This window comes from Klebsiella pneumoniae subsp. pneumoniae HS11286 (assembly GCF_000240185.1).
GTDB classification, from domain to species: Bacteria; Pseudomonadota; Gammaproteobacteria; order Enterobacterales; family Enterobacteriaceae; genus Klebsiella; species Klebsiella pneumoniae.
Window position 1 is genome coordinate 1,502,577 of sequence record NC_016845.1, and the last position, 24,240, is coordinate 1,526,816.

Annotated in this window: 23 protein-coding genes; 14 read left to right on the top strand and 9 right to left on the bottom strand. The window is 61.0% G+C overall.

All coding sequences use genetic code 11. The features are described 5' to 3' along the window. Positions 1 to 51: 51 nt before the first annotated feature. The 7 genes from KPHS_14460 to KPHS_14520 all read left to right on the top strand — a co-directional run bounded on the left by KPHS_14460 (position 52) and on the right by KPHS_14520 (position 7,642). Entirely contained in the window at positions 52 to 1,227 is a 1,176-nt protein-coding gene (locus KPHS_14460) for an isochorismate synthase (RefSeq protein YP_005225746.1), read from the top strand. Between the two features lie 9 nt (positions 1,228 to 1,236). Continuing rightward, positions 1,237 to 2,844, top strand: a complete 1,608-nt coding sequence (locus KPHS_14470; protein ID YP_005225747.1) for an enterobactin synthase subunit E — start codon at positions 1,237 to 1,239, stop codon at positions 2,842 to 2,844. A 13-nt stretch (positions 2,845 to 2,857) separates the two neighbouring features. Continuing rightward, positions 2,858 to 3,709 carry a 2,3-dihydro-2,3-dihydroxybenzoate synthetase gene (locus KPHS_14480; protein YP_005225748.1) on the top strand — a complete coding sequence of 284 codons (852 nt, stop codon included), beginning with the start codon at positions 2,858 to 2,860 and terminating at the stop codon, positions 3,707 to 3,709. Continuing rightward, complete coding sequence (locus KPHS_14490) at positions 3,709 to 4,464, top strand: 2,3-dihydro-2,3-dihydroxybenzoate dehydrogenase (RefSeq protein YP_005225749.1); 756 nt, start codon at positions 3,709 to 3,711, stop codon at positions 4,462 to 4,464. Before KPHS_14480 ends, KPHS_14490 begins: the two co-directional genes overlap by 1 nt. Then, on the top strand, positions 4,465 to 4,878 hold the full coding sequence (locus KPHS_14500) for a proofreading thioesterase EntH (RefSeq protein ID YP_005225750.1): 414 nt from the start codon (positions 4,465 to 4,467) through the stop codon (positions 4,876 to 4,878). It abuts the gene before it with no gap. A 356-nt stretch (positions 4,879 to 5,234) separates the two neighbouring features. After that, positions 5,235 to 7,340 (top strand): carbon starvation protein, encoded by a 2,106-nt coding sequence (locus tag KPHS_14510; RefSeq protein YP_005225751.1) that lies wholly within the window; start codon positions 5,235 to 5,237, stop codon positions 7,338 to 7,340. 104 nt (positions 7,341 to 7,444) lie between these two features. Next, positions 7,445 to 7,642 (top strand): YbdD/YjiX family protein, encoded by a 198-nt coding sequence (locus KPHS_14520; RefSeq protein ID YP_005225752.1) that lies wholly within the window; start codon positions 7,445 to 7,447, stop codon positions 7,640 to 7,642. Here the strand turns inward: KPHS_14520 and KPHS_14530 are convergent. The 4 genes from KPHS_14530 to KPHS_14560 all read right to left on the bottom strand — a co-directional run bounded on the left by KPHS_14530 (position 7,639) and on the right by KPHS_14560 (position 10,393). Beyond that, the gene (locus KPHS_14530; RefSeq protein ID YP_005225753.1) at positions 7,639 to 8,043 is read right to left on the bottom strand and encodes an Xre family transcriptional regulator; all 405 of its coding nucleotides are present in this window, start codon (positions 8,041 to 8,043) and stop codon (positions 7,639 to 7,641) included. The two genes, KPHS_14520 and KPHS_14530, sit on opposite strands and share 4 nt — an antisense overlap. After that, entirely contained in the window at positions 8,018 to 8,320 is a 303-nt protein-coding gene (locus KPHS_14540) for a type II toxin-antitoxin system RelE/ParE family toxin (protein YP_005225754.1), read from the bottom strand. The genes KPHS_14530 and KPHS_14540 overlap by 26 nt, the downstream gene beginning before the upstream one ends. Positions 8,321 to 8,503: 183 nt before the next feature. Then, positions 8,504 to 9,247 (bottom strand): putative short-chain alcohol dehydrogenase, encoded by a 744-nt coding sequence (locus KPHS_14550; RefSeq protein YP_005225755.1) that lies wholly within the window; start codon positions 9,245 to 9,247, stop codon positions 8,504 to 8,506. Between the two features lie 57 nt (positions 9,248 to 9,304). Continuing rightward, positions 9,305 to 10,393 (bottom strand): putative alcohol dehydrogenase, encoded by a 1,089-nt coding sequence (locus tag KPHS_14560; RefSeq protein ID YP_005225756.1) that lies wholly within the window; start codon positions 10,391 to 10,393, stop codon positions 9,305 to 9,307. 163 nt (positions 10,394 to 10,556) lie between these two features. On the opposite strand from KPHS_14560, the gene KPHS_14570 reads away from it, so the two are divergent. The 6 genes from KPHS_14570 to KPHS_14620 all read left to right on the top strand — a co-directional run bounded on the left by KPHS_14570 (position 10,557) and on the right by KPHS_14620 (position 17,022). Beyond that, entirely contained in the window at positions 10,557 to 12,059 is a 1,503-nt protein-coding gene (locus tag KPHS_14570; RefSeq protein ID YP_005225757.1) for a putative ABC transport system ATPase component, read from the top strand. Next, the gene (locus tag KPHS_14580; RefSeq protein YP_005225758.1) at positions 12,056 to 13,054 is read left to right on the top strand and encodes an inner-membrane translocator; all 999 of its coding nucleotides are present in this window, start codon (positions 12,056 to 12,058) and stop codon (positions 13,052 to 13,054) included. The genes KPHS_14570 and KPHS_14580 overlap by 4 nt, the downstream gene beginning before the upstream one ends. 20 nt (positions 13,055 to 13,074) lie before the next feature. Beyond that, positions 13,075 to 14,139, top strand: a complete 1,065-nt coding sequence (locus KPHS_14590) for a putative periplasmic binding protein/LacI transcriptional regulator (RefSeq protein ID YP_005225759.1) — start codon at positions 13,075 to 13,077, stop codon at positions 14,137 to 14,139. A 105-nt stretch (positions 14,140 to 14,244) separates the two neighbouring features. After that, positions 14,245 to 15,486 carry a hypothetical protein gene (locus KPHS_14600; RefSeq protein ID YP_005225760.1) on the top strand — a complete coding sequence of 414 codons (1,242 nt, stop codon included), beginning with the start codon at positions 14,245 to 14,247 and terminating at the stop codon, positions 15,484 to 15,486. Between the two features lie 172 nt (positions 15,487 to 15,658). Continuing rightward, positions 15,659 to 16,180: an IS3 family transposase gene (locus tag KPHS_14610; protein YP_005225761.1), complete on the top strand. Its 522-nt coding sequence runs from the start codon at positions 15,659 to 15,661 to the stop codon at positions 16,178 to 16,180. 56 nt (positions 16,181 to 16,236) lie between these two features. Continuing rightward, complete coding sequence (locus tag KPHS_14620; RefSeq protein YP_005225762.1) at positions 16,237 to 17,022, top strand: IS3 family transposase; 786 nt, start codon at positions 16,237 to 16,239, stop codon at positions 17,020 to 17,022. A 126-nt stretch (positions 17,023 to 17,148) separates the two neighbouring features. On the opposite strand, the gene KPHS_14630 is transcribed toward KPHS_14620, so the two are convergent. Further along, complete coding sequence (locus tag KPHS_14630) at positions 17,149 to 18,348, bottom strand: methylthioribose kinase (protein YP_005225763.1); 1,200 nt, start codon at positions 18,346 to 18,348, stop codon at positions 17,149 to 17,151. A 101-nt stretch (positions 18,349 to 18,449) separates the two neighbouring features. Here KPHS_14630 and KPHS_14640 point away from each other — a divergent pair, with 101 nt between their 5' ends. Continuing rightward, positions 18,450 to 19,478: an S-methyl-5-thioribose-1-phosphate isomerase gene (locus tag KPHS_14640; protein ID YP_005225764.1), complete on the top strand. Its 1,029-nt coding sequence runs from the start codon at positions 18,450 to 18,452 to the stop codon at positions 19,476 to 19,478. A gap of 60 nt (positions 19,479 to 19,538) precedes the next feature. Here KPHS_14640 and KPHS_14650 read toward each other — a convergent pair whose 3' ends face one another. The 4 genes from KPHS_14650 to KPHS_14680 all read right to left on the bottom strand — a co-directional run bounded on the left by KPHS_14650 (position 19,539) and on the right by KPHS_14680 (position 24,183). Beyond that, complete coding sequence (locus KPHS_14650; protein YP_005225765.1) at positions 19,539 to 20,807, bottom strand: putative 3-phytase; 1,269 nt, start codon at positions 20,805 to 20,807, stop codon at positions 19,539 to 19,541. A gap of 25 nt (positions 20,808 to 20,832) precedes the next feature. Next, on the bottom strand, positions 20,833 to 22,191 hold the full coding sequence (locus KPHS_14660; protein YP_005225766.1) for an MFS transporter: 1,359 nt from the start codon (positions 22,189 to 22,191) through the stop codon (positions 20,833 to 20,835). A 110-nt stretch (positions 22,192 to 22,301) separates the two neighbouring features. After that, on the bottom strand, positions 22,302 to 23,111 hold the full coding sequence (locus KPHS_14670; RefSeq protein ID YP_005225767.1) for a putative inositol monophosphatase: 810 nt from the start codon (positions 23,109 to 23,111) through the stop codon (positions 22,302 to 22,304). Positions 23,112 to 23,232: 121 nt separating this feature from the next. Beyond that, positions 23,233 to 24,183, bottom strand: coding sequence for a putative periplasmic binding protein/LacI transcriptional regulator (locus KPHS_14680; protein YP_005225768.1), 951 nt, complete (start codon positions 24,181 to 24,183; stop codon positions 23,233 to 23,235). Positions 24,184 to 24,240 lie beyond the last annotated feature (57 nt).

Here is a 24,240-nt window from a genome sequence, read left to right on the forward strand (position 1 = left end):
AAATATAAATGATAATTATTCTTAATATCTTTATCGTTTTTGGAGGATGATATGGAAACGTCACTGGCTGAGGATGTAAAGAAACCGACCCGGACCCTGTCGCCGGACAGCTTCTTCTTTATGTCGCCGTACCGCAGTTTTACCACTTCAGGCTGCTTCCGTCGCTTCTCACAGCCCGCCGTTGGCGGCGATGCGCTGAACGGCGAGTTCCAGCAGCAGATGGCGGCCGCCTTTGCCGAGGCCCGGGCGGCGGGGATCCGCAAGCCGGTGATGGTCGGGGCTATCCCGTTCGACACCTGTCAGCATTCCGAGCTCTATATCCCCGAGCGCTGGGAAGCGTTCTCTCGCCCGGAAAAGCAGCGTTCCGCCCGCTATGCCGCGCCGCTGGAGGCGATGGAGGTGGTGGAGCGTCGGGAGATCCCGGAGCAGGACGTGTTTTTAGCCATGGTGGAACGCGCCGCCGCGCTGACCGCCACCCCGGAAGTCGACAAAGTGGTGCTATCAAGGCTTATCGATATTACCACCCGCGACCGCGTCGACAGCGGCGCGCTGATGGAGCGACTGATCGCCCAGAACCCCGCCAGCTTTAACTTCCACGTGCCGCTCTCCGACGGCGGCGTGCTGCTGGGCGCCAGCCCGGAGCTGCTGCTGCGTAAAGAAGGACAGCACTTCAGCTCTCTGCCGCTGGCCGGCTCCGCCCGTCGCCAGCCGGACGATGTGCTGGATCGGGAAGCAGGCAACAGGCTGTTGGCCTCCGGCAAAGATCGCCACGAGCACGAGCTGGTGACCCAGGCGATGAAGAGCGTGCTGGGCCCGCGCAGCAGTCAGCTGTCGCTACCGGAGTCGCCGCAGCTGATTACCACCCCGACGCTCTGGCATCTGGCGACGCCGATCGCAGGCACCGCGCTGGCGGAAGAAAACGCCATGTCGCTGGCCTGTCTGCTGCACCCGACGCCGGCGCTGAGCGGTTTCCCGCATCAGGCGGCGAAGCGCCTGATTGCTGAACTGGAACCCTTCGATCGCCAGCTGTTCGGCGGCATCGTCGGCTGGTGCGATGACGAAGGCAACGGCGAGTGGGTGGTGACTATCCGCTGCGCGCGTCTGCAGCAGCGTACGCTGCGCCTGTTTGCCGGCGCGGGCATTGTTCCGGCCTCCTCGCCGCTGGGCGAATGGCGCGAAACCGGCGTCAAACTGACCACCATGCTTAACGTATTTGGCTTGAACTAAGAGGCAAGGATGATTGCATTTACCCGTTGGCCGGAAGAGTTTGCGGCCCGCTATCGTCAAAAAGGCTACTGGCAGGATCTGCCGTTAACCAATCTGATCACCCGTCACGCGGACAATGACGCCGTGGCGATTATCGATGGCGAGCGGCAGATTAGCTACCGCCAGTTTAACCAGCTGGTGGACAACCTCGCCTGCTCGCTGCAGCGCCAGGGACTGAAGCGCGGGGAGACCGCGCTGGTGCAGTTGGGCAATGTCGCCGAGTTTTACATGACCTTCTTTGCGCTGCTGCGCATCGGCGTCGCGCCAGTGAACGCTTTGTTCAGCCACCAGCGCAGCGAACTTAACGCCTACGCCGCGCAGATTAAACCGGCGCTGCTGATTGCCGATCGCGAGCACGCTCTGTTTGCTGACGATAGCTTTCTCCACGCGTTTATCGCGGAACATCCTTCCCTGCGCGTCGCACTGTTGCGTAACGACGGCGGCGAGCGCGATCTGGCGACGGAGATTAACCGCCCGGCGGATAACTTTATCGCCAATCCAACCCCTGCCGACGAAGTGGCCTTTTTCCAGCTCTCCGGCGGCAGCACCGGGACGCCGAAGCTTATCCCACGCACCCATAACGATTACGACTACAGTATCCGCCGCAGCAACGAGATCTGTGGGATTAACGCTGAAACGCGCTACCTCAACGCGCTGCCGGCGGCGCATAACTATGCGATGAGTTCCCCGGGTTCGCTCGGCGTCTTCCTCGCCGGCGGGCGGGTGATCCTCGCCGCTGACCCGAGCGCCACGCTCTGTTTCCCGCTGATCGAAAAACATCAGATCAACGTTGCCTCGCTGGTGCCGCCGGCAGTCAGCCTGTGGCTGCAGGCGATTCACGAATGGGGCAGCAACGCCCAGCTGCAATCGCTGCAGCTGCTGCAGGTCGGCGGCGCGCGCCTGTCAGCGACGCTCGCCGCGCGCATTCCGGCGGAAATCGGCTGTCAGCTGCAGCAGGTGTTCGGCATGGCGGAAGGGCTGGTGAATTACACCCGCCTCAACGATAGCCCGGAGCGGATTATCAACACCCAGGGTTGCCCGATGTGTCCGGACGACGAAGTGTGGGTGGCGGACGCCGACGGCAACCCGCTGCCGCGCGGCGAAGTTGGCCGTCTGATGACCCGCGGTCCTTATACCTTCCGCGGCTATTACAACAGTCCGCAACATAACGCTGAAGCCTTTGATGCCGATGGATTTTACTGCTCCGGTGATCTGATTTCGATCGATGAAGATGGCTATATCACCGTCCAGGGCCGGGAAAAAGATCAGATCAACCGCGGCGGCGAGAAGATCGCCGCTGAAGAGATCGAAAACCTGCTGCTGCGCCATGAGGCGGTGATCCACGCCGCGCTGGTCAGCATCGAAGACAATCTGCTGGGCGAGAAAAGCTGCGCTTATCTGGTGGTGACCTCGCCGCTGCGCGCCGTCGCCGTGCGCCGCTTCCTGCGCGAGCAGGGGGTGGCGGAATTTAAACTGCCGGACCGCGTGGAGTGCGTTGCCGCGCTGCCGCTGACGCCGGTGGGCAAAGTCGATAAAAAACAATTACGTCAGTGGCTGGCCGAAGGCAAGCTGGGCTGAAGGAGAACAGAGAATGGCAATCCCTAAATTACAGGCATATGCGCTGCCGGAAGCCAGCGATATCCCGGCGAACAAGGTCAACTGGGCCTTTGAGCCGTCGCGCGCCGCGCTGCTGATCCACGACATGCAGGAGTATTTCCTCAACTTCTGGGGCGAAAACAGCGCGATGATGGAGAAAGTGGTGGCTAATATCGCCGCCCTGCGCGACTTCTGCAAACAGAACGGCATTCCGGTGTACTACACCGCCCAGCCGAAAGAGCAGAGCGATGAAGACCGCGCCCTGCTGAATGATATGTGGGGGCCGGGTCTGACCCGCTCGCCGGAGCAGCAGCAGGTGATTGCCGCGCTGGCGCCGGATGAAGACGATACCGTGCTGGTGAAATGGCGCTACAGCGCGTTTCATCGCTCGCCGCTGGAGGAGATGCTGAAAGAGACCGGCCGCGATCAGCTGATCATCACCGGCGTTTACGCCCATATCGGCTGCATGACCACCGCCACCGATGCTTTCATGCGCGATATCAAACCGTTCTTTGTCGCCGACGCGCTGGCAGATTTCAGCCGTGAAGAGCACCTGATGGCGCTGAAATACGTCGCCGGCCGCTCCGGACGGGTGGTGATGACCGAAGAGCTGCTACCGATCCCAGTCTCCAAAGCGGCGCTGCGCGCGCTGATCCTGCCGCTGCTCGACGAATCCGATGAACCGCTGGATGATGAAAACCTGATCGACTACGGTCTGGATTCGGTGCGGATGATGGCCCTGGCCGCCCGCTGGCGCAAAGTGCACGGCGATATCGACTTCGTGATGCTGGCGAAAAACCCGACCATCGACGCCTGGTGGGCGCTGCTCACCCGCGAGGTGCAATAATGGCGGCGCTGGATTTTCGCGGTCAGACCGTGTGGGTGACCGGCGCAGGTAAAGGGATTGGCTATGCCACCGCGCTGGCTTTCGTCGAGGCCGGGGCCAACGTCACCGGGTTCGACCTCGCCTTTGACGGCGAAAGCTATCCGTTTGCCACCGAAACGCTGGACGTCGCCGATGCCGACCAGGTACGCGAGGCATGTAGCCGGCTGTTGGCGAACACCGAGCGTTTAGATGTGCTGGTGAACGCCGCCGGGATCCTGCGCATGGGCGCTACCGACCAGCTGAGCGCGGAAGACTGGCAGCAGACCTTCGCGGTCAACGTCGGCGGGGCGTTCAACCTGTTTCAGCAGACGATGGCCCAGTTCCGTCGCCAGCGGGGCGGGGCGATCGTCACCGTCGCCTCCGATGCCGCGCACACGCCGCGTATCGGCATGAGCGCCTATGGCGCCTCGAAGGCGGCGCTGAAAAGCCTGGCGCTGACCGTCGGCCTTGAGCTAGCGGGCAGCGGGGTGCGCTGTAATCTGGTGTCGCCGGGCTCCACCGATACCGATATGCAGCGCACCCTGTGGGTCAGCGACGATGCAGAGCAGCAGCGGATCCGCGGCTTCGGCGAGCAGTTTAAGCTCGGCATCCCGCTGGGTAAAATCGCCCGCCCGCAGGAGATCGCCAATACCATTCTGTTCCTCGCCTCTTCTCACGCCAGCCATATCACCCTGCAGGATATCGTGGTTGATGGCGGCTCGACGCTGGGGGCGTAAATGGCCTGGAAGCGAGAGCTTACGCTGGCGGCGCTGAACGCCAGCAGCGAAAATACCATGGTGGCGCATCTTGGCATCATCTACACCCGACTGGAAGAGGGGCTGCTGGAGGCGGAGATGCCGGTGGATGCGCGCACGCATCAGCCGTTTGGCCTGCTGCACGGCGGCGCTTCCGCGGCGCTGGCGGAGACGCTGGGCTCGATGGCCGGTTGGCTGATGACCGAAGAAGGGCAGTGCGTCGTCGGGACTGAGCTTAACGCCAGCCATCACCGGGCCGTCTCCAGCGGGAAAGTGCGCGGCGAGTGCCGTCCGCTGCATCTTGGTCGCCAGAGCCAGAGCTGGGAGATTGTGGTGTATGACGAGAAGGGGCGGCGCTGTTGCACCTGTCGTCTGGGCACCGCGGTGCTGGGCTAAGAAGCCGCTGTTTCCCCGGCTTGCGCTACGCTTAGCCGGGCTACGTATCGGCGCAATGGGGTAGCCCGGATAAGGCGCAGCGCGCCGCCATCCGGGAGTTTCCCTGCTCGCATTGCGCTTAGCAGGACTACGGATCTGTAGGTCGGGTAAGGCGTTAGCCGCCACCCGACAAAAAAAACGGCACCGTTCACGGTAACCCTTTCATTCATTTTCCTGCCTTAAGTGATCTCGCTAGCAATGTGAGACAAATCTCTGTGGGTGTACGGCATCTGCGATGTTTCGGTGTTGTTAAATTCTGCGTTGTGATCTAGAAACAAAATGTAACATCCTGATTACCCTACCGGTGGACCACAACAATGAATAATTCAGGGAAATACCTTATCTGGGCGCTGCTCTCCGTCATCGGAGCCTTCGCCCTCGGCTATATCGCTTTAAACCGGGGTGAGCAGATAAACGCGCTGTGGATTGTCGTCGCCGCGGTCTGCGTTTATTTGATCGCGTATCGTTTCTACGGCCTGTATATCGCTAAAACCGTGCTTGGCGTTGACCCGACGCGGATGACGCCCGCGGTGCGGCATAACGATGGCCTCGACTACGTTCCAACCGACAAAAAAGTGCTGTTCGGTCACCATTTTGCCGCCATTGCCGGCGCGGGGCCGCTGGTGGGCCCGGTGCTCGCCGCGCAGATGGGCTACCTGCCGGGGATGATCTGGATCCTCGCCGGCGTGGTGCTGGCTGGGGCGGTACAGGACTTTATGGTGCTGTTTGTTTCGACCCGCCGCGATGGCCGTTCGCTTGGCGAACTGGTTAAAGAGGAGATGGGACCGACCGCTGGCGTCCTGGCGCTGGTGGCCTGCTTTATGATCATGGTGATCATCCTCGCGGTCCTGGCGATGATTGTGGTGAAAGCGCTGACCCACAGTCCGTGGGGGACATACACCGTCGCCTTTACCATTCCGCTGGCGATCTTTATGGGCATCTACATCCGCTATCTGCGTCCGGGACGCATCGGCGAGGTGTCGGTGATAGGCCTGGTGATGCTGGTGTTCGCCATCATCTCCGGCGGCTGGGTGGCGGAAAGCCCGACCTGGGCGCCGTGGTTTGATTACACCGGCGTACAGCTGACCTGGATCCTGGTGGGCTACGGATTTGTGGCTGCGGTACTGCCGGTCTGGCTGCTGCTGGCTCCGCGCGATTATCTCTCCACCTTCCTGAAAATCGGCACCATCGTGGGGCTGGCGATTGGCATCCTGATTATGCGCCCGACCCTGACGATGCCGGCGCTGACCAAGTTCGTCGATGGTACCGGCCCGGTATGGACCGGCAACCTGTTCCCGTTCCTGTTTATCACCATCGCCTGCGGCGCGGTCTCCGGCTTCCATGCGCTGATCTCCTCCGGCACCACGCCGAAAATGTTGGCCAACGAAAGCCAGGCCTGCTTTATCGGCTACGGCGGCATGTTGATGGAATCCTTCGTCGCTATTATGGCGCTGGTGGCGGCCTGTATTATCGATCCGGGCGTCTACTTCGCGATGAACAGCCCGATGGCGGTGCTGGCGCCGGCGGGTACCACCGATGTGGTCGCCTCGGCAGCGCAGGTGGTGAGCGGCTGGGGCTTTAGCATTACGCCTGATACGCTGCATCAAATCGCCAGCGAGGTCGGCGAACAGTCGATTATCTCCCGCGCCGGCGGCGCGCCAACGCTGGCGGTGGGGATGGCCTACATCCTGCACGGCTCGCTGGGCGGACTGATGGATGTCTCGTTCTGGTACCACTTCGCCATTCTGTTTGAGGCGCTGTTTATCCTGACGGCGGTTGACGCCGGCACCCGCGCGGCGCGCTTTATGCTGCAGGATCTGCTGGGCGTGATTAGCCCGGGGCTGAAAAAAACCAGCTCGCTACCGGCCAACCTGCTGGCGACAGCGCTGTGCGTGCTGGCTTGGGGCTACTTCCTGCATCAGGGGGTGGTCGATCCGCTGGGCGGGATTAACACCCTATGGCCGCTGTTCGGTATTGCCAACCAGATGCTGGCGGGGATGGCGCTGATGCTCTGCGCGGTGGTCCTGTTCAAGATGAAACGCCAGCGCTATGCGTGGGTGGCGCTGCTGCCGACCAGCTGGCTGCTGATCTGTACGTTGACCGCCGGCTGGCAGAAGTCGTTTAGCCCGGACACCAAAGTCGGTTTCCTGGCCATCGCCAATAAATTCCAGGCGATGATCGACAGCGGCAACATTCCGCCGCAATATACCGAATCACAGCTGGCGCAGCTGGTGTTTAACAACCGTCTCGATGCCGGGCTGACCATCTTCTTTATGATTGTGGTGGTGGTGCTGGCGCTGTTCTCGATTAAAACCGCGCTGGCGGCGCTGAAAGAGGATAAACCGACGGCGAAAGAGACGCCGTATGAGCCAATGCCTGAAAACCTGGACGCGATTGAGACCCAGGCGAAAGGGGCGCATTAACCGGTGTGCCGGGTGGCGGCTTCGCCTTACCCGGCCTACATTTCCGATCCTCCCTCTCCCTTTGGGAGAGGCTCGGGGTGAGGGATACAAAAGAGAAATGACTTATGTTTGACACCCTTTCCAAAGCAGGTAAGTACCTGGGCCAGGCGGCGAAGATGATGATCGGCGTGCCGGATTACGATAACTACGTCGAGCACATGCGAATAACCCACCCGGATCAGACGCCGATGACTTATGAAGAGTTCTTTCGCGAACGCCAGGACGCGCGCTACGGCGGCAAGGGCGGGGCGAAGTGCTGTTAACCCTCTTTCGGCAGATAGAGGCTGATTTGCTCCTGGGTACAGCCGTAAATCGCCGCCAGTTTTTCGCGGGTGCGCTTCTGCGGACGGGAGTCCAGCGCTTCCAGCTGTGACACCGCGGACTGGCTGATGCCGAGTTTAGCCGCGACCTCCTGCTGGGATAGCCCGCGCAGGATACGCCACGCGGCCTGCAGGCTGACGTTTTCTTTATGCATCACGTCGCATACTTCGCCAGGCAGCATGACGTTATCATAGATGTCTGATTCATAAGGAATATCTTCCCAGTCGTTTTCATCCTCGTCGTCGTACTCCAGCAGAGCCAGGCGCATACGAAAGTAATCGCTGTAAGGAATGACGACATACTGGTCTTTTCCTTCTTCATCCTTGATGTACTGAATAGTCATATTCGGTATCTTCCTCATGAAGGTAGGTGGTGGTGGTTCGGCGTTTAACCGCCACGACGTAGCAGGTATCGCCCGGCGGATCCCCAAAGGTGTAGATGACTCTGTAATCACCTAATCGCAGCCGGTAGTGGTTTTCGGGAGAGGACAATTTTTTGATATCCGAGATAGGTGAAGCTTTATCATCCATCTTCTCCAGCCTGGATTTAATGCGGCTCTTATACCGAGTATCGATTTTAGAAAATTGCTTATCTGCCGTTTTTGACCAGACAATTTTCATCCGTCCCTCCACTGTACGCCCACACAAAATATAAGGAAATAATAAGACTATTAGATAAATTCCGAATTTCTTATGGGGTACTGTAGAGCGGAGAAAAAACGCAGGTAAGAGGCAAAACGCAACCCGTCGAGGCGGCGCGGGAAGGCCTCTGCCGGGCGACAGAGGCTTGCAGAAAATGTGCGATCAGGCGTTCAATCCGCCATCCACGTCCAGCCCCGTACCGGAGATCTGCCCGGCGGCCGGGCTGGCGAGGAAGGTGACCGCCGCGGCGATGTCTTCCGGCTGGCCGTAGTGACCGACCGCAATCATCTGGCGCTGGGCTTCCGCCTGTTCCCCATCCTCCGGGTTCATATCGCTGTTGGTCGGCCCTGGATGGACAAGGTTAACGGTGATCCCGCGAGGGCCTAAATCACGCGCCAGGCCACGGGTCAGGGCGTTGAGGGCGGACTTGGTCATGGCGTAAACCGCGATGCCCGGCATGGCCACGCGGTTAGCCAGACAGCTGCCGATGTTGATGATACGTCCGCCATCGGCCATATGCACCAGCGCTTCCTGGGTGGCGATGACCACCCCACGGATATTGACGTTGATAAGCGCGTCAATGTCCGCCAGCGTCATGGATTCCAGTGGACCGCCGCGGGCTATTCCGGCGTTGTTGACCAGAATGTCCAGCCCGCCGAGGGACCGGGCCGCATGGGTGACGGCATCCTGAATCGCCTGCGCGCTGGCGCTGTCGGCCTGTACCGCTTCGCCGTACCGACCCAGGGCCTTTATTTCATCGGCGACCGCCTGGGCTTTATCGACCGATTTTTCATACGTAATAACCACATCGGCGCCGGCGCGCGCCAGCGACAGCGCGATGGCGCGACCCAACCCACGGCTGGCGCCGGTAACCAGCGCCTTCTTACCTGTTAAATCGATCTGCATGATGACCTCGTTGCGAGAGTGGTGAGCATCATCATTAGGTATAGACGGTCGGGGTGATTAACGGCTGAAGTATTCCACCTTCTCAAACGCCGCGCGCAGAACCTCAGGGGTTAACGTCACCGGTAAATAGTGAATCGACTCGCCCGGGCGCAGGGTATGGGCAATGACCCGGTCCAGCTCTGCGCGGTTATTGATATCGACTTCCAGCGCCGCCAGGGTGGTCGGCAGGTTAAAGCGCTGATACGCCTGCACTAACTGCGCCAGCACATCGTCCTGACCAAGCAGGGCGCTCTGTACCAGAATGCCGTAGGCCACTTTGGTACCGTGGAGAAATTTATCCGTCTGCGGCAGCACCGTCAGTCCGTTGTGCACCGCATGGGCGGCGGCGACCCGGGTGTAACGTTCCCCCAGCCCGCCAACCATCCCGCCACCGGCGATAATCGCCTCCACCACATCGCGAAACGCCTGGGTCAGATCGCCGCGGCGCTGGTCCGCCAGCGCCGTTTCGCTGCTGGCCAGCAGCACATCGCGGATCGCCAGCGCGCCGTTAATCCCCAGCCGCACGGTGAGCGGCAGCGCCGTCGGCTGCGGCGCCAGCACCACGGCCTCATACCATTTGGCTAAGGTGTCGCCAATGCCTGCCAGCAGGTACTCCGCCGGGGCGTTGAGAATGATGCGCGGTTCGACCAGCACCAGGAAGTTGGCGTCATCGAAGATCTCAAAATTCAGGGCCTGTCCGGCGTCGCTATACCACACCGACAGCGGCGTCCACGCCGCGCAGGTGGCGGCGATAGTCGGGATGGCCACCAGCGGTACCCCCAGGCGGCGGGCCAGCACTTTCGCGCTGTCGAGCAGCGCGCCGCCGCCGACGCCAATCACTACCGCCCGATCGTCACCGGAGGCCTGCACCAGCCCCGCCACGTCGCGTTCGCTGCAGTGGCCGGTAAAGAGGATCTTTTTCGCCTCCGGCAGGTGGAAGGCCGCCGGCAGAAAAGGTTCGGCGCCGGCCAGGGCGCGCTCGCCATAGACCCACACCGCTCGCGAGAGCTGGTCGGCACTGAAAAAGTCGCTCAGTCGCTCAAGGCTGCCGGGGTGGGAGAAATAGTTGGCCGGGCCGGGCACGACGCGGATATCGCTGTTGCTCATGGAAGCTGTCCTTATAGGTGTTGGGCTAACCTGATGTTATGTCTGGACATCCAGATGGCTAATATTATTTCGTTGTATCTTATGCTTTTTACGCAGTTGTCAGCCAGCGGCGGCTATGAAAAATTCGTTAAATCAGAAGATTAATTGCCGCACGGGAGCAGTGATGAGCACGAATCGCCTTGAGATGCATAACATTAGCCTGGCCTTCTCCGGCTTTCAGGCGCTGAACAAGGTGGACTTTACCCTCCATGGCGGGTCGGTGCATGCCCTGACCGGGGCCAACGGCGCGGGTAAGTCGACGCTGATGGCCGTGCTGTGCGGCACCCACGCCCACTATGAGGGCGAAGTGACGATCAACAACCTGCCGGTCACCATTCGTTCGCCGCGGGATGCTAAACAGCTGGGGATCCACCTGGTGCAGCAGGAGGTGGACGTGGCGCTGGTGCCGGGCCTGAGCATTGCGGAAAACATTATGCTGGACAGGCTGGCGGAGCCGGGCATGACCTTCCGCTGGTCGCGGGTTCGGCAGCTGGCGCGCGAGGCGCTGGCGCAGCTGGACGTGGCGCTGGACGTCCGGCGCTCCATTGACAGCTGCACGCTCGCCGAAAAACAGCAAATCCTGCTGGCCCGCGCCCTGTCGCACCATTGCCGCTTTTTGATCCTCGATGAACCCACTGCGCCGTTGGATCAGCATGAAAGTGAGCGTCTGTTTGCGGTAGTACGCCGTCTGCAGCATCAGGGGATCGGGGTGGTGTTTATTTCGCATCGTATCCATGAGCTGAAGGCGATCTGCGACACCCTGACGGTGCTGCGCGACGGGCGGCTGATTGAGAGCGGCCCGATGGGGCCGCTGAGCGGCGAACAGATCGTCGAAAAGATGCTGGGCCACGAGCTGAGCGATATCTTCCCGCCGCCGCGCCCGCCGCACGGCGAAGAGGTGCTGTTGCAGGTTGACGGTCTGCATGATGAGGCGTTGCTGCAGGATATTTCGCTGCGCCTGCGGAAGGGGGAAATTCTGGGTATCGCCGGGCTGGCCGGCGCGGGCAAAACCGAGCTGTGCAAAGCGCTGTTCGGCGCCAGCAAAAGCCGGGTGCAGCGTGGCGAGCTGAACGGCCAGCCGTGGCGACCGCGCGATCCGGCCGACTCGGTGGGGCGCGGCCTGGCGCTGGTCCCGGAGGAGCGACGCAAAGAGGGCATTTTCATTGAAGAGCCGATCGCGATGAACCTGGCGGTCAGCGCCGATAACAGCTTTTCGCGCTGGAGCCTGTTCGGCCATCGGCAGGCCTGGCGCTGGGCGGAGGAGGTGATTGCCCGCCTCGGCGTGCGCGCTACCGGTCCCGGTCAGACGCTGCGCCGTCTTTCTGGCGGCAACCAGCAGAAGGTGGCCATTGGCAAATGGCTGCGCGGTGATGCCAACGTTTTGATTTTTGACGAACCGACCAAAGGGGTCGATGTGAAAGCGAAAACCGATCTGTTCATGCTGATCGATGGTCTGGCGCGGGAAGGCAAAGGGGTGATTTATGCCTCGGGTGAATTCGCCGAGCTGGTCGGTTTATGCGACCGCATCTGCGTACTGTGGGACGGACGGATCGTAGCGGAGATCCCCGGCGCGGAAGCCCGGGAAGAGACACTGCTTTATTATTCAACCGGAGGAGCGGCAGCGTGAGCAAGGCCCTGGCAGTGAACGCGACGGTATCGGGCCGTCAGCGATTTTTTGATTTTCTCTATAAGTGGGGCATGTTGCTGACCGTGGTGCTGCTGGTGGCGGTCTTTGGCCTCGCCTCGGACAACTTCCTTGACCCGTTCAACATCATCAACATTCTGCGCTCGATCGCCATCGTGACGGTGATTGCCATTGGGGTGTCGATTTCCCTCACCATCGGCGGCTTCGATCTGTCCGTCGGATCGACGGCATCGCTGGCTAACGCGCTGGTGATTTCCCTGTTTGTCTGGCATGGCCTGGGGACCACCGAAGCGATTCTGATAACCCTCGCGCTCTGCACCCTGGTGGGGCTGTTTAACGCCTTTCTGATCGTGGTTCTGCGCATTCCTGACATGCTCGCCACCCTGGCCAGCCTGTTTGTGATTCAGGGCGTGGCAATGACATACAGCTACGGTGGGTCGATTACCGAAAACATGGTGCTGCCGAGCGGCGAGATGGCGGAGGGTACTATCCCGGCGGCCTTTGGCGCGCTGGGGCAGGTGCCGACCATCGTCATTATCATGCTGGTGGTGACGCTGGTCGCCCAGCTCGCGCTGTCGTTCACCACCCACGGACGGCGGATGTACGCCATCGGCGGCAACCCGGAGGCGGCGCGGCTCTCCGGCCTGCGGATCACGCGTTACAAAGTCGCAGCATACGTGATTGCCTCGCTGCTGGCCGGGCTCGGCGGCATTCTGCTGGCCTCGCGCATCGGCTCTTCGCAGGTCAACGCCGGCGGCGGCTATCTGATGGACGCGGTGGCCGCGGCCTGGATCGGCTTTTCGCTGGCGGGCTCCGGCAAACCAAACGCCCTGGGAACGCTGGTGGGGGCGGTGATCCTCGGCGTGCTCTCCAACGGGCTGGTGATGCTCTCGGTGCCGTATTACGCGATGGACATTATTAAAGGGTTGGTGCTGGCTGGCGCGCTGGCACTGACCTATTTTCAGCGCCGTACTTAACATTTTACAGGGTAAACCGCATGAAAAAGATCGCACTCTCTCTGATGACGCTGGGTCTGCTGCAGTCGACGGCGGCGCTGGCCACCGCCCCGACGCCGGTGCCGGCGGCGATTGCCGAACACAACGGCCCGATCCGCATTGCCGTGATCCGCAACCTCGGGTCTGACGATAACACCACCCAGTTTGTCGCCGGGGCGCTGCAGGAAGGCAAAAAGCTCGGTTTCAAAATCAGCACCTTCCTGAGCAACGGCGATGACGCCAAATTCCAGGACTTCGTCAACCAGGCCATCAGCCAGAAATACGATGGCATTATTCTCTCCCAGGGGCGTGACCCGTATTCCACCGCCCTGGTGAAGAAGGCGGTGGACGCCGGGATCAAAGTGGCGGTGTTCGATACCGCGGTAAGCGGTGAGATCCCCGGGGTGACGGTCAGCCAGCAGGATGACGCCTCACTGACCGAGCTCTCCTTTGGCCAGCTGGTGAAAGACTTCAACGGTAAGGCCAATATCGTCAAGCTGTGGGTGGCGGGCTTCCCGCCGATGGAGCGCCGTCAGGCGGCTTACCAGACGCTGCTGAAGCAAAACCCGGGGATTAAAGAGCTGGAGTCGATCGGCGCCGTGTCATCCGATGTGCAGGGCGACACTGCCAACAAGGTGGGGGCGATCCTCGCCAAGTATCCGAAAGGGAAAATTGACGCGATCTGGGGCACCTGGGATGCCTTTAGCCAGGGAGCCTATAAAGCGCTGAAAGAGAACGGCCGCACCGAGATCAAACTCTACAGCATTGATATTTCCAACCAGGATTTGCAGCTGATGCGCGAGGCCGGCAGCCCGTGGAAGGTGAGCGTGGCGGTGGATCCGAAGCTTATCGGCGCGACCAACGTGCGGCTGATCGCCAATAAGATCGCCGGCGAGCCGACGCCAGCCACCTACGACTTCAAGGCGGCAGCGATTCCCCAGGCGCTGCTGGCGGCCCAGCCGGGAGCGGTAAACGTGGCGTCGCTGGGGAAAATTATCCCTGGCTGGGGCCAGACCGAAGACTTTATCGCGCCGTGGTTCGCGACGCTGGAAGCGAAGAACAAATAAAATCAAGCCGGGTGGCGGTGGGCGGCGGCCTGGTGCCCTCGCCCCGGCCCGTCCTCCGTACGGGAGGAGGGGGAAAACCATGCCACCGGGCGAGAGGGATCCCCTATGTCAGCATTACCTTCCCCCGAATACAGCCGCAATATGCGGCTGATTGGCCATAGCGATCAGGGCGGTCGTCCGGACGGCGTGCAGCTGATGGTGCACCGCGGATTCGCCTATATCGGCCATATGGTGTCGCAGGGTTTTTCCGTGGTCGATGTTCGCGATCCGACCCGGCCCACCACCGTCAACTATATTGCCGCGCCGCCGGGCACCTGGAACGTGCATCTCCAGGCGCATGACGATCTGCTGCTGGTGATCAACGCCCGGGATCTGTTTGCTGACGCCCGTTTTGCTGATGAGAAGGTGTACTACACCCGCTCGGTGGGTGACACGGTCAGCGATGTGCAGGACAAGGGATGGAGCGCCGGGCTGCGCATCTTTGATATTTCCACTCCCGCGCAGCCGCGGGAAATCAGTTTCCTGTCGCTTAACGGCATCGGTATTCACCGCATCTGGTACGTCGGCGGGCGCTGGGCGTATGTGTCTGCGCTGATCGACGGTTTTACCGACTACATCTTCCTGACCATCGATCTGGCCGATCCGCGTAAGCCCAAAGTGGCCGGGCGCTGGTGGCTGCCGGGGATGCACCAGGCGGGCGGTGAAACACCGGACTGGCCGCAGGGCAAACGCTATGCGCTGCATCACGCCATTATTGCCGGGGATACCGCCTACGGCAGCTGGCGCGACGGCGGCCTGACGCTGCTGGATGTCAAAGACCGTACCCAGCCGAGGCTGATTAGTCATCGCAACTGGAGCCCGCCGTTCGGCGGCGGAACGCATACCGCGCTGCCGCTGCCGGATCGTGACCTGCTGGTGGTGCTGGATGAAGCGGTGCTCGACAACCAGGAGGACGGCGAGAAGCTGATCTGGCTGTTTGATATCCGCGAGCCAACCAACCCGGTGAGCATCGCCACCTTCCCGCCGCCGGATGAAGCGGATTATGTGGCGAAAGGGGCGCATTTCGGTCCGCACAACCTGCATGAGAATCGTCCCGGCAGCTTTGTCAGCTCAACGCTGATTTTTGCCACGTATCAGAATGCCGGCGTGCGGGCTTACGACATTTCCAACCCGTATCGTCCGCTGGAGACCGGGGCGCTGGTGCCGGCTGCGCCTGAGAGAATGATGGATATCCGTCCCGGCCGCCCGCGGGTGATCCAGTCCTGTGACGTGTTTGTCGATGCGCAAGGCATTATCTACAGCACCGATTACAACGGCGGGCTGTCGGTGATTGAGTATCTGGGGTGAGGGTAAGGTAAACGCAAAATTGTACTCGCATGTCTGCCGGGTGGCGGCTTTCGCCTTACCCGGCCTACGAAAGAGTGCAAGATCAAACCGTTATGCGGCTATTTGTAGGCCCGGCAAGCGCAGTGGACTGCACCCCAAAAGTTGGACACCCAACTGAGTAAGGTGCAATTTTATGGCTAAACCAAAGTATTCCCCTGAAACAAAACTGGCTGTGGTTAATCATTATTTGTCCGGTAAAGACGGAGAACAGAGTACAGCCGACCTTTTTGGTATTGAAAGAACATCTGTCCGTCGCTGGGTCAGGGCATGGCAGTTCCACGGTGCAGAAGGCCTGACTGCAAAAAATAATCATTATTCCGATGAATTTAAACTCGTGGTCGTCCGGGCGGTTATCAGTGACCGCCTGACGATGCGTGAAGCGGCTGCCCGGTTTAATCTCTCCGCAGAAATACTTGTCCGGCGCTGGCTCGACGTGTACAACGATGCCGGAGCGGAAGGTCTTTTAAACATACAATGCGGACGGCCCGGAAAAATGACAAAGCCAAAAAATATCCCACCACTAACAGATAAAGAGCTGGAAAAACTCTCCCCCGAAGAACTCAGGGCCGAACTGCGTTATCTGCGGGCAGAGAATGCCTATCTAAAAAAGTTGAAAGCCTTGGTTCAGAGCGAAAAAAATGGCAAAAAGCCCTGATAATCAGTGAACTAAGGCATGAACACGCTCTGCGGGACCTTCTGCGGGCGGCCGGTATGTCCCGTAGCACGTGGTATTACAATATGAATGCACTGAAGCAAGGGGACAGGTATGCGGGTCTTAAAGAGAACATCAGGAAGATATACCACTATCACAAAGGTCGTTATGGCTACCGCAGGATCACGCTCGCACTGAGAAAACAGGGGCTGCGGATAAACCATAAAACAGTGCAGCGGCTGATGGCAGAACTGTCACTCCGGTCTGTGATAAGGGCGAAAAAATATCGTGCCTGGAAAGGGAGAACGGGCGAGGCCGCGCCCAATATCCTGAGCCGGAACTTCGGTGCGTCAAAAGCCAACGAAAAATGGGTAACAGATGTGACAGAGTTCCCGGTACAGGGAAAAAAGCTTTACCTGTCGTCAGTTCTCGATCTGTTTAACCGGGAGGTTATCGCCTACAGCCTGTCGGAAAGGCCGGTGATGGAGATGGTGAATACGATGCTGGACGGTGCGTTCCCGAAGCTCAGACCGGGAGATGCTCCGCTGCTGCACTCGGATCAGGGCTGGCATTACAGGATGAGGAGCTATCAGGAACGTTTAAAGGCGCATGGGATGACGCAGAGTATGTCGCGTAAAGGAAACTGCCTGGATAATGCAGTGATGGAAAACTTCTTCGGGACCCTGAAATCGGAGTGTTTTTATCTGAGGGAGTTCAGGAGTGTCAGTGCGCTAAGAAAAGCCGTAGAGGACTATATCCATTACTACAACAACGAGCGGATAAGCCTGAAATTAAAAGGCCTGAGTCCGGTAGAGTACCGAACCCAGGCTCTGAGAGCCGCTTAATATGAACCATCCAACTTTATGGGGTCAGTCCAGCAGCGCCGCCGGGCAATCCCCGAAAATAGCACTTTTTTAGGGGGGGCTCCCTCTCCCTGTGGGAGAGGGTTGGGGTGAGGGAAACAGGCGCATTCAGCTGTACTGGCGTACCCGCGCCAGCAGCTCGTCGACGCTGTCGATACGCTCGGCCAGCACGATCAGCGCTCTGCCCAGGGTAATGGCGTGGCGCAGGCACTCATGACGCATGGCGTCGTCCTGGATAGTGTCGATATCCGCGACGTGCGACAGTCCGACGCTGCGGCGGATCAGTTCGCTGCCGCAGAAGCCGACCGCGTCCGCCCAGACTTTCTTCAGAAAGGCGGAGGCGTAGCCGGGGTAAGCCAGCGCCGCGTCGCGGGTTTTCTCCGCCGCCAGCGCCTGGAAGCGCTCGGCGAAGGTGGTCCACAGCTGGTGGATGTCGTTCAGCCGCTGCTCGCGCGCGGCGGCGGCATCGCGAATGCCGAGCTGGCCCGGCAGGCCGCAGTAGTTCAGCAGCAGGTTGCCGATGGCGGTGCCGATATCGAAGCCGATGGGGCCGAAGTAGCCGAACTCGGCGTCGATGGCCTTCAGGCTACCTTCGGCAACGAAGATCGACCCGCTGTGGATATCGCCGTGCAGCAGCGCTTCCGCATGGGCAAAGAAACGGTGCTTCAGCGCCGCCACCGCCAGCTTAAGCTGGGCGTCGTCGCGCAGGGCGGCGACATCGGCCTCCAGCTCCGCCGGGTAGTTATTGCGCTCGTGGATCTGATACGGGTCGTTAAAGAACAGATCCTCGGTGATCTCGCACATCGCCGGGTTAATAAACTGCGCCACCTGCGCCTTTTTCTCGTGGGGATGGAGGTAGAAATCGCTGGTGTGGAACAACACCTGCGCCAGATAGTCGCCAAGCTGGCGGGCCGCCTGGGGATAGTAGACGTTAGCGATAAGCTCTCCGCGCCAGATGCGGTGGTCGGAAAGATCTTCCATCACCATCACCGCCAGCTCGGGATCAAAGTGATGGATTTTTACCGTGTGCTGCGGGCTGTGCTGATAGTGGGCGACCAGGGTCTGCGCTTCGAGACGGGCGCGGTCGAGGGTCAGCGGCCAGGATTCGCCGACGCAGCGCACGTAGGGCAGGGCCTGTTTGACGATCGCCCGGCTGACGCCCTGACGATCGAACACTTTAAACACCAGATTGAGGTTGCCATCGCCCACTTCCTGCGCGCTGACCAGCTCAGATGGGTTGTCGATGCCGGCGAACTGTTGCGCGTAAGCCACGGCATCGTGGGCGGTGAAGGTATGGTATTGCGACATTGCCTCGATCCTCGAATTCTGATTAAGCCGTTCAGACGTCTATACTTCTGGATTCCATCCTGACACAATGTGATACAACAACGCAACAGGGATTTAACGACATGCAGACATTACAGACCACCAGCCTGCGGGTGAGTGAAAATCAGCTTTTTATTCTCGACCAGCAGGCCTTGCCGCAGGAAAAACGCTGGCTGGCGGCGGATAACGTTGCGCTGCTGGTGGACCATATTCATACCCTGCGGGTGCGCGGCGCGCCGCTGATTGGCCTGTCCGCCAGCCTGCTGCTGGCTCTGCTGGCCCAGCGCGGCCTGAACCGGGATGCACTCCAGCAGGCGCTGGAGACGCTGCGCGCGGCGCGGCCGACGGCGGTCAACCTGATGAATAATCTGGATCGCATGAAGCAGGCGCTGGCCCTGGAGGATTACCCGCAGGCGCTGGAAGCGGAAGCCTTGCGTCTGGTCGAAGAAGATAAACAGTTGTGCGACCGCATCGCTGAGGCGGGCAGTGCGCTGGTGAAGCCCGGCAGTCGACTGCTGACCCACTGCAACACCGGTGGCCTGGCGACCGCCGGGGTAGGGACCGCCCTGGGCGTTATCGCGCTGGCGCACCGGCAGGGAAAAGTGACCAACGTATGGGTTGATGAAACCCGGCCGCTGCTGCAGGGCGGTCGTTTAACCGCCTGGGAGCTGGGCGAGCTGGGCGTGCCCTATCAGCTGATCGCCGATTCAATGGCCGCCAGCCTGATGGCGCAGGGGCAGGTGGATGCGGTGTGGGTCGGCGCCGACCGTATCGCCGCCAACGGCGACGTGGCGAATAAAATCGGCACCTATTCTCTGGCGGTTTTGGCCCATTATCACCAGATCCCGTTTTACGTCGCTGCCCCGCAGACCACCCTCGACCGCCATTGCCCGAACGGGGCGGCGATCCCCATTGAGCAGCGCGCGGCGGCGGAAGTGACCGGAGTGGCGGGCAGCTTCGGCGCGGTACAGTGGGCGCCGACGGGGGCCGCCGTTTACAATCCGGCGTTCGACGTCACGCCTGCTGGGCTGATAAGCGGCTGGGTGCTGGACAGCGGGGTGGTCACCCCGGCGCAGGTCGCCGCCGGGGCGTTTGCGCCGGACAACGGATAACGGACGTCGTGCCGGGCCTGGAAAAAAAGGTTTTCCCGGGCCCGGACAAACACCGCGCCGCTACGGCAGGACCATGGCTACCGCCGGGGCGGATGACCGGTCGATACGCTGACCCAGCGCGGTGATGGCCGCCTGGAAGGGACACAGCGTACCGACGTCGGTCTGACGGCAGCCCGGCTGATGCCACTCCTGACGCAGCATCGGGTGCTGCGCGTCCGGCGTCTGCAGACGACGCAGGTCGTCGAGGCCCTGGGCCTGGAAATAGACCCGCAGATAGCGTTCTCCGCTCTTCGCGTTGCGCCAGCGCTCCAGCACCAGGCTACTGCCCGGCGGGATATTTCCCCGGCTGTAGCCCGGCAGCTGCCAGCTAAAGTTCATCAGCGTGCGCACCATGGCGATATTGGTGTCATGGGCCACCAGCAGCAGCCAGCGTACGTTCGGATCCGCCTCCGGTTTGACGCCATCGAGCATAGCGTTGAGCAGCACCGACCCGCGTTTTTGCGCGGTATACAACACATCGTTACTCAGATCGTAGTTTTCCGTTAACAGCGGCAGCAGGGCGGTGATCTGCCTGGCCTGGGTGATCTTGCCCCACGCCAGCTGGCTGAGAGGCAGGTTTTCACTCCAGCCGAGACGCAGCGTCTCCACCATATTGGCCATCACGCTCAGTCCGCTAATGGTGGTCTTCCCACTTTTGCTCTGCTCGACCTGCCACGGGGTATCGAAGATCGGGCAGGGCTTATCGGCCTGACAAACCGCCTGTTTCAATAGCTGGATGGTCGGCGCCAGCGCCTGCCGACGCTGCGCCAGATCCCCGGCCTTCTCTTTCACCGCCGCCAGCTGGCGGGCGGGGTCGGTTTGCGTGGCGGCGAACTTGTCGGTCTGAAACAGGGGATCGGCATCCCCGCTGACATAATGGATAGCGACGCCGCAGCCGGGGAAGGCGCCATCCACCAGCGCCTGGGCGGTCGCTCGCGTACGCTGCAGCGGGCTGGCGCGCACGTATATCGACTCCGCCGTCGGGCATCCGGCCTGCAGCAGGCCGAGCTGGCGGTAATGCTGGCCTTCCGCACGCCCTTTGTTGACCACGGCGGCATAGCCATGGCCGGTGAGCTCCCCGTCATGGGTGGTCCACTCGGTCCACGGTCGGCCGGTGGCGGCCTCGATGGCTTCCCGGTTGCCGGCCGTCGGCGGACGAATACCGTGGCGGCTGAGCTCGACCACTTTCTCCAGCTGCCAGTCCGCGGCGGCGGCAGATTGCAGCGCCAGCAGCGGCAGCGCGCAGGCGATAAACAGGCGTAACAGCCCCTGATGTCTTGCAGGCATCATATCTTCTTCCTTATTCGTTAATCGGTTATGAGGAGAACGAGGTCTGCCGTTCGACGGCATGGCGCCGGGCGACGATGGCGGCAGTGGTAAAACAGAGTAGCGCGGAACCCAGACCGGTACCCACCCAGAACAGCGCCAACGTGCTGAAATCATACAGCGTTTTGCCGTTTTCAAGGATAGCCGTTTTATCAATAATGATCCCGGTGAGAAACTCGCCCAGGCCGGCGCCGGCGTAGCTGGCGATGCCGATGGTGCCGAGCGCGGCCCCGGCGGCCTTGCGCGAAGAGATATCGACGGCGATCAGCCCGCCAAGGAAGCAGGTCAGAGCGCCAATGGTGGCCCCGAAGATAATCATCGCCAGAATATCAGTGTAGTAATTGTGCGGCGACCAGAGCATCAGGGCGAAGCCGGCGGTGTTCAGCAGGCTGATGAATCCGGCCATCACGCTGCGGTTGCGCGGGAAAAAGCGGTCGGAGAGCATGCCGGCGATGATGGTCCCGGCGATGCCGGCGATAGCGTTGACGCCGATAATCCCGGACGCCTCCAGGGTGGAATAAGCTTTATCCTGCTCCAGAAAGAAGATCCCCCAGGAGTTGACGGCGTAGCGGTCGATGTACATAAAGGCGGAGGCGAGGGCGAGGGTCCACAGCGCCGGGTTACGCAGCGCCAGCAGCTGGTTTTTAAACACCGAGCCGCGGGCTTCGACCTCTTCCTGCGGTTCATCGCGGATGACGTTGATGGACGGGAAGCCGCTGCTCTGCGGCGAATCGTGCATGAACAGCACCAGCAGCACCACGCCGGCGGCGCCGAGCGCGGCGGTGGACAGGTAGCCCATCTGCCAGCCAAACCCGGCGATCACCGCGGCGATCACCATATAGGTCACCGCCTCGCCGATATTATGCGCCGTCGACCAGATGCCATAGAAGGTGCCGCGCTCCTTAACGCCGTACCAGCGCGCCAGCGAGACCGCGCAGGGGCCGACGCCCATCGACTGCGCCCAGCCGTTGATCCCCCAGAAGATGGCCAGCAGCAGGGCGTTGGTGGTCATCCCCATCATCAGGTTCATCCCGGCGCTGAGCAATAAACCGAGGCTCATATAGCGCACCACGTTGGCGTGATCGGCGATAAAACCATTGACCAGTTTGCCGATGGCGTAGCTGAAGAACAGGGTAGAGCCGATCATGCCGAGCTCCGTCGGGGTGATCCCCAGCTCCACCAGCGCGCTTTTGGCGACGGTGAAGGATAACCGGCAGACGTAAAAGGTGACGTAGGCCAGGGTCATGGCGATAAAGGTTTGCCAGCGCACCCGGCGAAAACGGTGTTCATCAAACGCGGCGCCCGCTTTCGGCGGCGACGCCCGGAAAAAAGCGATAATTCCAGACATAGGTGGTTCTCCGCAGGTCGGAGGCCTGACTGATTGATGTGGTTCGTCCGTGAATGAAGTTATCGTTACTGTGTAGAGTACATAATCAGAAATAGCCTGACCCGTAAGGGTTAATGTAATGGTTGTGGGATCATCTTTTTCAGCTGCGGGTAGAGCGTTGGGCTGGCCAGCAGCAGCGGATTGCCGCGCTGGATCCCCTCCTGCGCCAGAAAATCGTTGCTGGCGCCGCCCGCTTCGCGCATCAGCACCAGCCCCGGCAGGGCGTCCCACGGGTTCATGTGCGGCTCGTAGTAGCCAATCAACCGGCCCGCCGCCGCCCAGGCGCTCATCAACGCCCCGGAGCCGTTGCGGATAAACATGCCGCCGTCGCTGAGCAGCGCCTGCAGAAACGGCAGAAAGTCCGCCGGGGTGACGCGATGCGAGGTGCCGACGCCCATCACGCCCTCTTTGACCGTCGTCGCCGGGTGCGGACGGATCGGAGCGTCGTTGAGCCAGGCGCCATGGCCCCGCAGGGCGTGAAACAGCTCCCGATGGTTGGGGTCGTAGACCACGCCGATGACCGGTTCGCCGTCGGCGACGATCGCCAGCGACAGGCACCAGGTGTGCAGGCCGTTGAGGAAACAGCTGGTGCCATCGATGGGGTCGACCACCCACAGCACTCGCGCGTCGGGCAGGCGAGCGCCGCTCTCTTCGCCGAGAAAACCATCCTCCGGAAACGCGCTCTGAATGCGCTGTTTGACAAAGGCCTCCACCCGCTTATCGGCCACGCTGACCACATCCTGCAGGTCGTCGCCCTTATGGTCGACAGTCAACGCCTCGCGCTGTTGATAGTATTCAAACGCCAGCTCAGCCCCCGCTTTCGCCAGCTCGCAGGCCAGACGGTAGCGGGCCTGTAGCGCTTCTGATTCCTGAGATTGCATAGTGACTCCCTATTTTGCACACGTGTGCATTTTGCGTGAAAAAAACAGCCCCGAAGGGCCGAATGAGTGTGGCCGGGTTTCGCAGAAGATTCTGTGATCGCTCCAGCATAAAATGATTTTTTCATTTCGCACTATGACGAACAATTAGTTTCACCGGCACTTCGCGATGGCGCGAGGGCAGGCTGAAGCGGGCGATCCGCGTCATTAACAAATCCACCGCGTGGTGGGCCAGCAGGGCGGTATTCTGCTGAACGGTGGTGAGCTGATAGGGCTGCCAGTCCGCCTGCGGGATATCGTCAAAGCCGACGATGGCCGGCAGCGGGGCGGCGGCGTCCCGCAGGCCGTCCTGGGCGCCCAGCGCCAGCATATCGGTGGCGCAAAACAGCGCCTGCATCCCGGGGTTTTCAGCAACCAATTCTCTGGCAGCCTGGTAGCCGGCTTGATAGCCGCCGCTGTCGCAGAAGCGGCTGCTCACCGCCATATCCGACGTCCGGGCGATAAAAGCCTCATAGCGCTGGCGGGTGCTGAAGTTCTCGCGATTTTCGCCAATAAAGCCAACCTGCCGCCAGCCTCGGCGGCTGAACAGATCCGCCACCAGCTTCGCTCCCTGGGCGTTATCGCTGCACACCCGGTCGCAGCCGGCGAGGTCCGCATGGCGGTTGATCAGGGTGACGGGGATCTTGCGCGCCAGATACTCTTCCGCCAGCGACAGCGGCGGCGCGCCGGAGGTGATGATCACCCCGGCGACGTGATAGCTCAGCAGTTGTTTAAGCGAGGGGGCGAGCTGCTGCGGATCGTCAGCGTTCATCAGCAGCGGCATAAAGCCATTGAGCGCCAGCTGATGGACCAGCGGCGCCAGTAGTTTGCTGCGAAACGGGTTGTCGAAACCGGCGGTGACGATGCCGATAAAATTACTGCTGCCGGTGATCATCGTCCGGGCGATGATATTCACCTGATAGCCCAGGGCTTCCGCGGCGCTCAGCACCTTCTGCCGGGTCTTCTCCGACACCGAGGCGCCGGGGGTGAAGGTGCGGGAGACCGCCGAGCGCGAGACGCCGGCCAGTCTGGCCACGTCCTCGGCCTTAATCCATTTTTTTATCGCTCATCGTCGTTTCGCGCCGTCTGTTTT